Here is a 7,663-nt window from a genome sequence, read left to right as displayed (position 1 = left end):
GGTCTGCTGAGCGGACTTAGCCGCATTTTTCCGCTGCGGGTCGCGCTGGCGCAGAAAGCCTTTGCCGGTGTGGCGCATAACCATCTGCATTTTTAGCCGCTCCAAAGTGCCAGTTTCGGATGTCGCTCTGTTATAGACCGGTCCAATGACAGAAGCGTCGGAAGAAGCTGTTCGGATTGTTCTAGGACAGCAGGTGGGCGATTTCCTTGTTCGCCAGCGTGCTACTGGTCAGGTATCGCAGCGCAAGTTTTTTGCGGGTTTTGTCGAGAATTTCCTGAAACGTCGTCGCCTCGTCGCGCAGGCGACGCTCGAGTGTGCGCCAGCTGATACCCAGCTCTGTGCATAGGGTGACCACATCAGCATGTCCCAAAGGCAGTTGCGCGAAGCGCGCTGGGAACCCTTGAGGACAAGTCGCTTGTTCCCGCCCGCGCGGAAAACTGGCGTTCCAGATCCTGCTCCATCGCGTGCTACAACCCCAAGGCCTTGGATAGGAGCGGCGCGGTCGCATCTACGCGCGCAAATCTCAGCGTGGCCGTGTCCCTTTAGCGCGGCATTACTTTAAGATGCCAAGCCAGTTTATGGCGAACGTCTCAAGATGCTTTGAGGCTGGTCGCCACCGGCATCATTGGAAGCCCCGCCATCAGCCGCGCTTTTCCACAACGAACGCTAGGTAAAGGGCCAACATCGAGGCGGGCCCCGAGTACACGAGCGCGGTACTATCACACCATTTAAAGCGACCATTCGACGTTCACATCTGGTCCAATTTCGAGATGATCGGCCAATGACTTCCAGCTTTTCGCGTATGGACCATATGCAGTCTTAATGTGCACCCCAACCGGCAGTTCGGGGCACTCGTTCTCGCCATTGGTGCCCCAGTTGACCCAACCGGATTGCTTGCGCTGCACGATCTGAAACGCACCGGAAGCTTTCGACGTATACCAAACCATAGCTCGGCCGGTAGCCGCATGGAATTCGACGGTTTTATTCGCCGCAGTCGAAAAGATCGTTTCGTGTGGGGAGGCAGACACCTCGATCGGTGTATCAGTCATCTGCCAATCTCGGTCAGTATGGTCGGCGGCCGAATGGGCAAGGGCGCGCACCCGGCCAAGACGTTCCGTAATTTCTACGTTGCTCAGTACGCCTTCCCAAACGCAAAACATGCGCCAATACAGGTCCCAGTGAGCGGCTTCCATGTCCTGTAGTTCTGCCCGGAAATCGCGGAATTTAGGATTATCGGCCTCGCTTTCTTTCAAAGTCTTCGAAACCATGTCAACAAGTAAGCCCGCGTAAGGATCACCGGCCCGGTAGGTCGTCCCGTGGTATGCCGCGAAACGGTCAAAGACGAGCTCTCCCCTGCCGCCTTCGAATTCGTCGCCGACGGTGATCTTGTTTTCGACAGCGCGACCGTTAATGACAGTTCGGAACGGATCGACTTCGTAGCGTCGCTGAAAGAAGGGCGTGCGGTATGTGAAGGTCCATTCGATCGTGAAACCGAGCCCCTTCAGCTCTTCCAGCAGGCCGTCCGGGATCGTGCCGTGCATCCGGTAGCGGTGCATAACCGGGCCTTTCTCCACAGTCTCGATCCGGACAGTGGTGTGCTCGGGCGGGTTGATCAGGCCATTCTCTGGCGTGAAGAACGGCCCGTAAAATCCGCCGATGGCGTTGTTGCCAGAGGGCAAAAGCTCGAAATCGTCGTGCAATCCACGGAAATGCCGCAGACCCCATTTTGACGCACCCGTCCCCTGGGCCGTCCCGCTGCACATTTCCAGATCGAAGGCACCCGTGTTCAGGCGCACGAAACAATCGGCTTCGCGGCCCGGATCGTCTGCGGTGATGCCTTCCGTCACGTCCGACGGGGCGCAGGCCTCGCCAAGTGTCAGTGTCAGCGTCTCCGCTCCGTCAAGGTCGAGGACCGCGACATAGGTCGTGCCCTCTTCGGTCTGCGCCCTCAGTTTCTGACACAGGATCCGTTGGCCATCGCACGTCGTGGCCCATCGGAGGTCAGGTCCATCCTGATCAGGGATCGTGAATGTGATCGGCTCGGCGATGCGGTGTCCGGAAAGCGGGTCGGTGATCGTGATGGTCAGGGTCATGAGGTGGCCTTGTTGTCTGGTGGTGTGGTCCCGTCGGGGCGTTTGCCAGAGCCGAACAGGAAAGGGCGCTGTTTGAGGCTGTCGATGGCTACGGCAAAGATGATCACCGCGCCCTTGACCAGAAGCTGCGTGAAAAACGGCACGTTGAGCAGGATCAGTCCCGTCGTCAGCACGCCGAGGATCGCCGCCCCGATCAGCGTCCCGAGGATGCGTCCGCGGCCGCCCATCAGGGAAGTGCCGCCCAGCACCACCGCGGCGATGGCGTCAAGTTCGTACCCCTGTCCAGCCGTGGGCTGGGCCGAGATGACGCGTGCAGAAAAGATCAGCCCGGCGATACCGGCGCAGACACCGGCGATGACATAGACGGTTGCGGTCACACGCTTGACCTTCACGCCCGCCAGCCGCGCCGCTGTGGGATTGCCGCCGACCGCATAGACATGGCGGCCAAAGGTCGTCCGTTCCAGCACGAACCAGGATATCAGGTAGACCGCGGCCATGATGTAAACCGGAATTGGAATGCCAAGCCAGTAACCGCTGCCGAGCGCCTTGAAGCTGAGCGTGCTGGAGACGACGGGTTTGCCTTCGGTGAGCGTGTAGGCAAGGCCGCGCAGGAAGGTCATGGTGCCAAGGGTCACGATAAAGGGAGCAAGGGCGAGGTAGGCGGACAGCATCCCGTTCACCATTCCGCAGGCCGCCCCCGCCGCCATGCCAAGCAGGATCGCCAGCGGGGCAGGGACGCCCGCGACGGCGGCCAGCACGGACACCACGCCTGAGACCGCGACAATGGACCCGACCGACAGGTCAATCCCCGCTGTCAGGATTACGAACGTCATGCCCGCCGCGAGGATCGCGTTGATCGAGATTGCCCGGAGGATGTTTAAGATATTATCGACCCGCGTAAAGTTCGGGGCAGCGATGACCATGAAGACGACAAGCGCCAGCAGGACCAGCAGGATACCGACGCGGTCCCACCACTTTGCAAAGTCGAATGCGGGTTTCGGGTTGGGGCTGCTCATGGGCGCGCTCCTTTGTGTTGTGTTGCCTGTGCGGTCGCTGCCCTTGCACCGGTCGCGTGCAACATGACGATTTCTTCGGTCGCCTCGGCGGAGGGCATGTCGTGCACGATGCGACCGTCACGGACCACCAGAACCCTGTCCCCGATCCCGATGGCTTCGGGTAGGTCGGAGGATATCACGAGGATGGCCTTGCCCTGCCGCGCCAACGTGTCGATCAGATCGTAGATTTCGCGCTTCGCGCCGATGTCCACGCCGCGTGTCGGTTCGTCCAGGATCAGGACCTGGCTGTCCCGCAGCAGCCAGCGGGCGACGGCTGCCTTTTGCTGATTGCCCCCCGACAGCGCCTCGACCGGCAGATCAATCGCGTTTGACCGCAATCTGAGCTGGGCCATCCGTTCGGACACGGCAGCGCGCAGTTTTGGGCGGCGCAGGATGCCCATCCACGACAGGTCCTCCAGTGTGCTGATGGCGATGTTGTCCTTGACAGAATGCTCCAGAAACAGACCCTCGCTCTTGCGGTCCTCCGGGACCATGCCGATGCCCTGCGCGATGGCTGCAGCCGGATCGACGGGCGCACTTTGCGTGCCGTGGATCCAGACCTGTCCGCCGGTGCGGGCGTCGGCCCCGAAGATCAGCCGCGCCATTTCGGTGCGCCCTGCTCCGATCAGCCCGGCGACGCAGACAACCTCTCCGGCGTGAACTGTCAGGTCGAAGGGTCCGACACCGTTTCCGCGCAACCCTTCGACCCGCAAAAGCGGTTCTCTTGGTTCGCGCGGGCCATGCCCGTAAAGGTCCGCGATGTCGCGCCCCACCATCATCGAGACGATCTGGCCTTCGGTCAGGTCATCGGCGATTTCGGTTCCCACGTAGCGCCCGTCACGCAGCACTGTGATGCGGTCCGCCAGACGCCAGACTTCCTCCATCCGGTGGGAGATATAAATGAGCCCGACGCCGTCTGCGCGCATCTGGCCGATCAGACTGTAGAGTTGTTCGGATTCGGTGCGCGACAGGGCGGCGGTCGGTTCGTCCAGCACCAGCACACGCGCCTCTTCGCCAACCGCGCGGGCGATCTCGACCATCTGCTGCATCCCGATACTGAGCGAACCCAGTGGCTGCGTGACATCGATTTTGGCACCGATGCGGTCGAGCTTGTCCGCCGCGTCTTGCGTCATCCGTTGACGGTCGAGCATGCCGAAACGGGTTTTCGGTTCTTTCCCAAGGGCAAGATTTTCGGCAACCGACATATACGGCACTGTATTGAGTTCCTGGTGAATGATAGCGATACCGTGCCGACGCGCATCCGCAGGCGTCGCGATCTCAACGCGTTGGCCGTCGATCTCGATCACACCCGCGTCGCGCGCGACATTGCCGGCGAGAATCTTCATCAGGGTCGATTTTCCGGCACCGTTTTCACCCATGAGAGCATGAACCTCGCCCGGGCGAAGGTCGAAGGACACGCTCTGTCAAGTGCCTGTACGCCGCCATAGCGTTTCGACATGTTCTCCAGTCTGAGAAGGGGTTGTGTCATTCGCAGTCTCCCATAAGCGCGCGACGGGGGCTGACCCTTGGGACAGCCCCCGCGTCGTTTTCACCAGCCGGAATAATCGCTGACTGTTTCCCGCGACACGAGCTCGCTGGGGATCAGGATCTCGGTTTCCTCGGGCATCTGGCCCGCGACCATGTCCTGCGCGATCTGCACCGCCTCCTGCACCATCTTGCCGGGGCTTTGCGTGGCCGTTCCGACGAATGGCGAGCCTTCGCGGGTCAGTTCGTCCACGGCTTCCGGGCTGCCGTCAACACCGGTGACGATGATCTGGCCCGCTTTACCGGCCTGTTCGACCGCCAGCACGGCCCCGAGCGCCGAAGGATCGTTCATGCCGAATATACCTGTCACGTCGGGGTTTGCTGTCAGCATGTCGGTCGTGACCAGCAGGCCCGATGCACGGTCATTCTGCGAGGATTGCTGGCCGACAATCTCGATTCCCGGATAATCGGCCGCCACGATCTTGCAGCCGTCGATGCGGTCGATGATCGTCTGGATGGGGGTGCCATCGACAAGCAGAACCTTGCCTTCGCCGCCCATCTGATCGAAGAGATATTCGCAGGATTTCATGCCGGCCTGGACCGCGTCGGTCATGACGACCGCATCGGCACCGGCCGCAGGCGTGTCCACGGCAATCACGATAATCCCCGCTTCCTTCGCCTTCAGGATCGCAGGTTCGATACCGGCACCGTCCACGGCAGAGATCACGATCAGGTCAACGCCCTGCTGGATGAACGCGTCGATCTGATTGTATTGCGCCGTAAGGTCAAGCTGGGCGTCCTGCACGTTCAGCGCGGCACCGATTTCATCGGCTGCCGTGCGTGCGCCGCGATCCATCGCCGAAAAGAACGGGTTGGACATATCCTGCACCATCAGGCCGATGCTTTCGATCTTGTCCGGGATGTTCTGTGCCAGCAAGCTTGACGTGCCCAGGGCTGTCAACAGAATGCTGGTCGGCAAAGCACCCAGAAGTGTGCGTTTTGTAAGTTTCATTTCGTTTCCTCCACGCAGTCAATAAACGTTTAGGTCGATGGCAATGACTGCGGCTGCCGCCGACCCTTCTTATCGGTCAGGGCTGGCAGCCGCAGGACCGGCGTACGATCAGATCCACAGGAACCTTGATGTGCTGATGAGTATGCGGGGTACCACCACGGGCGTCACGGATCAGCCCGTCGATCATCCGGGCCGCCAGTCGGCCAATCTCCTCGGCGCGTTCGTCGAGGACGGTAATGGGCGGGTCAATGAAGGTCGCCCATGCAAAATCGTCGAAGCCGACCAATGCAATGTCATCAGGAACCTTCAGACCTTCAGCCTTAATCGCGCCAAGCACACCCAGCAATAGCGGCGTATTACCTGCGATCAGGACATCGGGGCGCTTTTCCCGCTTCGCCAGCAGGGCGCGAAGTCGGGCTTCGGACTGGCGCGCGTCGTTCTCGACTTCCAAAACTTCGAGGGTCGCGCCACCATTCCTTGCGGCGCGGCGCAGACCGGTTTCGCGGTCCTGTCGGCTGGACCAGATCGCGGGGTAGGCCAGGAATAGCCAGTCGCGATAGCCGTGGTCCGCAAGGTGCCGCCCGACCAGATCGCTGGCATCAAGATTGTTAGTCGTGACGCTGGGAAGATTAGGATAAGCTGCGGGTGGGGAAGAATCAACAAAGACGATCTGGACGTTCCAGTCCATCAGTAGCTGAATGCTTTGATCTGTCAGGGTTAGCGCTGAAATCACACCGCTCATGCGGGATTCGAGAATACGCGTCACCATCGCATTCTCTAGTTCCAGACTGTAATTGCCGCCGATCGCGATATCAAGCATTTCGGTAGTATGGCCAGTATCACGTAGGGTTGACGCGATCCCGTTCAGCATGTCGAGATAATAGGTGTTCGACGTACCTGCGGTGAGAACCGCGACTGAGGAACTGTGAGAGCCCTTCAATTGTCGCGCTGCCTGATTGGCAACATAACCAAGATCGCGCGCAGCATCATGGACACGCTTCTGACTTTTGGTCGAAACGCCACCTTCCCCGTTCAACGTCCGTGACACCGTATATATTGATAGGCCTGACCGTTTGCTGACGTCTTTTAGCGTGGCTTTTCGCATCATGTCCTCCACTCCCTAAACGTTTATGGTCCGAAGTTGATGCCCAAGTCAAATAATTTCGATGCTTTTCCCAAAGCATGGGTACGATGCGCTTCATGCTGGCCGATCTGGCCTATCGTCGTCATCCACTGGGCCACGTCTGCGATCCAAACATTCCTCTCGGACTCCATATGCTAACTGAACCAGATGGACGATATCAGCATGCTGCAACACCGGAAGGTTGCGTCCCGCCCGTGGCATCAGCTATCGCTCAGGTGCAGATAATGCCTCCGCTCCACGCTGCTTGACGACCCAATTGCATACGCAGCGAACGTCCGCTCTTCTGCCGAAGATGACGTTTGCTGCGCCATCACCACCGAAACTTCCGCAACCGCAGCGAATGGCGGGAAAGTCCCGCACTCCGGCCATAAACAATAGTCCAAGCGAACGTCCACTTCATTTAGTCTGTGTCCAGTCTTGCGTCTTTTTGAATGTTGAACAGTGTGTTAGAATCAAACTCTTAAGATTACCGTGTTCAACATAGCGTTTCCGCCCTACTCTCAAAATGACATCAAAAACACACTCGCACGCACACCAAAAATATCGCCACGTAAGCCATTGATAATAAATGTATAACCTAGACCCCCTCCATTGAAAATCCTCGTGTCGGTGGTTCGATTCCGCCCCCGGGCACCATTTACCAATCAATATCAATGACTTAGACTAGCGCCATGCACGCTTAAGTTGTGTTTTTCAAAAACACACCATAAACACACTTTTTGCCGTGTTGCCGAGTATTTTAGACGCTGAATCACGGTGTTGAACACAGTGTTGGCTCGTGCTGTGTTGCTAACATTGTGTTCGCGGGATTTTGGAACAACATGGGTGGGAACATATGAAACGTGATTGATGGGTGGGAACATATGAAACGTGA

General features: G+C 58.9%; 6 protein-coding genes. 1 reads left to right on the top strand and 5 read right to left on the bottom strand.

Translation table 11 applies throughout. The features are described from left to right. The first annotated feature begins 145 nt into the window (after positions 1-145). Complete coding sequence (locus NIG5292_RS13700) at positions 146-346, top strand: hypothetical protein (protein WP_048600104.1); 201 nt, start codon at positions 146-148, stop codon at positions 344-346. 382 nt (positions 347-728) lie between these two features. Here NIG5292_RS13700 and NIG5292_RS13695 read toward each other — a convergent pair whose 3' ends face one another. The 5 genes from NIG5292_RS13695 to NIG5292_RS13675 form a co-directional block, all read right to left on the bottom strand. Continuing rightward, positions 729-2,093 carry a hypothetical protein gene (locus NIG5292_RS13695; protein ID WP_048600103.1) on the bottom strand — a complete coding sequence of 455 codons (1,365 nt, stop codon included), beginning with the start codon at positions 2,091-2,093 and terminating at the stop codon, positions 729-731. Continuing rightward, the gene (locus NIG5292_RS13690) at positions 2,090-3,109 is read right to left on the bottom strand and encodes an ABC transporter permease (protein ID WP_048600102.1); all 1,020 of its coding nucleotides are present in this window, start codon (positions 3,107-3,109) and stop codon (positions 2,090-2,092) included. The genes NIG5292_RS13695 and NIG5292_RS13690 overlap by 4 nt, the downstream gene beginning before the upstream one ends. Continuing rightward, the gene (locus NIG5292_RS13685) at positions 3,106-4,566 is read right to left on the bottom strand and encodes a sugar ABC transporter ATP-binding protein (RefSeq protein WP_267884472.1); all 1,461 of its coding nucleotides are present in this window, start codon (positions 4,564-4,566) and stop codon (positions 3,106-3,108) included. Before NIG5292_RS13685 ends, NIG5292_RS13690 begins: the two co-directional genes overlap by 4 nt. Before the next feature lie 131 nt (positions 4,567-4,697). Then, positions 4,698-5,645, bottom strand: coding sequence for an ABC transporter substrate-binding protein (locus tag NIG5292_RS13680; RefSeq protein ID WP_048600101.1), 948 nt, complete (start codon positions 5,643-5,645; stop codon positions 4,698-4,700). Between the two features lie 76 nt (positions 5,646-5,721). Then, positions 5,722-6,753: a LacI family DNA-binding transcriptional regulator gene (locus NIG5292_RS13675; RefSeq protein ID WP_048600100.1), complete on the bottom strand. Its 1,032-nt coding sequence runs from the start codon at positions 6,751-6,753 to the stop codon at positions 5,722-5,724. Positions 6,754-7,663: the final 910 nt, after the last annotated feature.

It is taken from the genome of Nereida ignava, assembly GCF_001049735.1.
Classification (GTDB): Bacteria; Pseudomonadota; Alphaproteobacteria; order Rhodobacterales; family Rhodobacteraceae; genus Nereida; species Nereida ignava.
The sequence above is the reverse complement of the archived record's forward strand: the minus strand, read 5'-3'. Positions and strand labels throughout refer to the sequence as shown.

Excerpts from the sequence above, each read along its gene's own strand:
- NIG5292_RS13700 (WP_048600104.1), top strand. The coding sequence starts at position 146 with ATGACAGAAGCGTCGGAAGAAGCTGTTCGGATTGTTCTAGGACAGCAG.
- NIG5292_RS13695 (WP_048600103.1), bottom strand. The coding sequence starts at position 2,093 with ATGACCCTGACCATCACGATCACCGACCCGCTTTCCGGACACCGCATC.
- NIG5292_RS13690 (WP_048600102.1), bottom strand. The coding sequence starts at position 3,109 with ATGAGCAGCCCCAACCCGAAACCCGCATTCGACTTTGCAAAGTGGTGG.
- NIG5292_RS13680 (WP_048600101.1), bottom strand. The coding sequence starts at position 5,645 with ATGAAACTTACAAAACGCACACTTCTGGGTGCTTTGCCGACCAGCATT.
- NIG5292_RS13675 (WP_048600100.1), bottom strand. The coding sequence starts at position 6,753 with ATGATGCGAAAAGCCACGCTAAAAGACGTCAGCAAACGGTCAGGCCTA.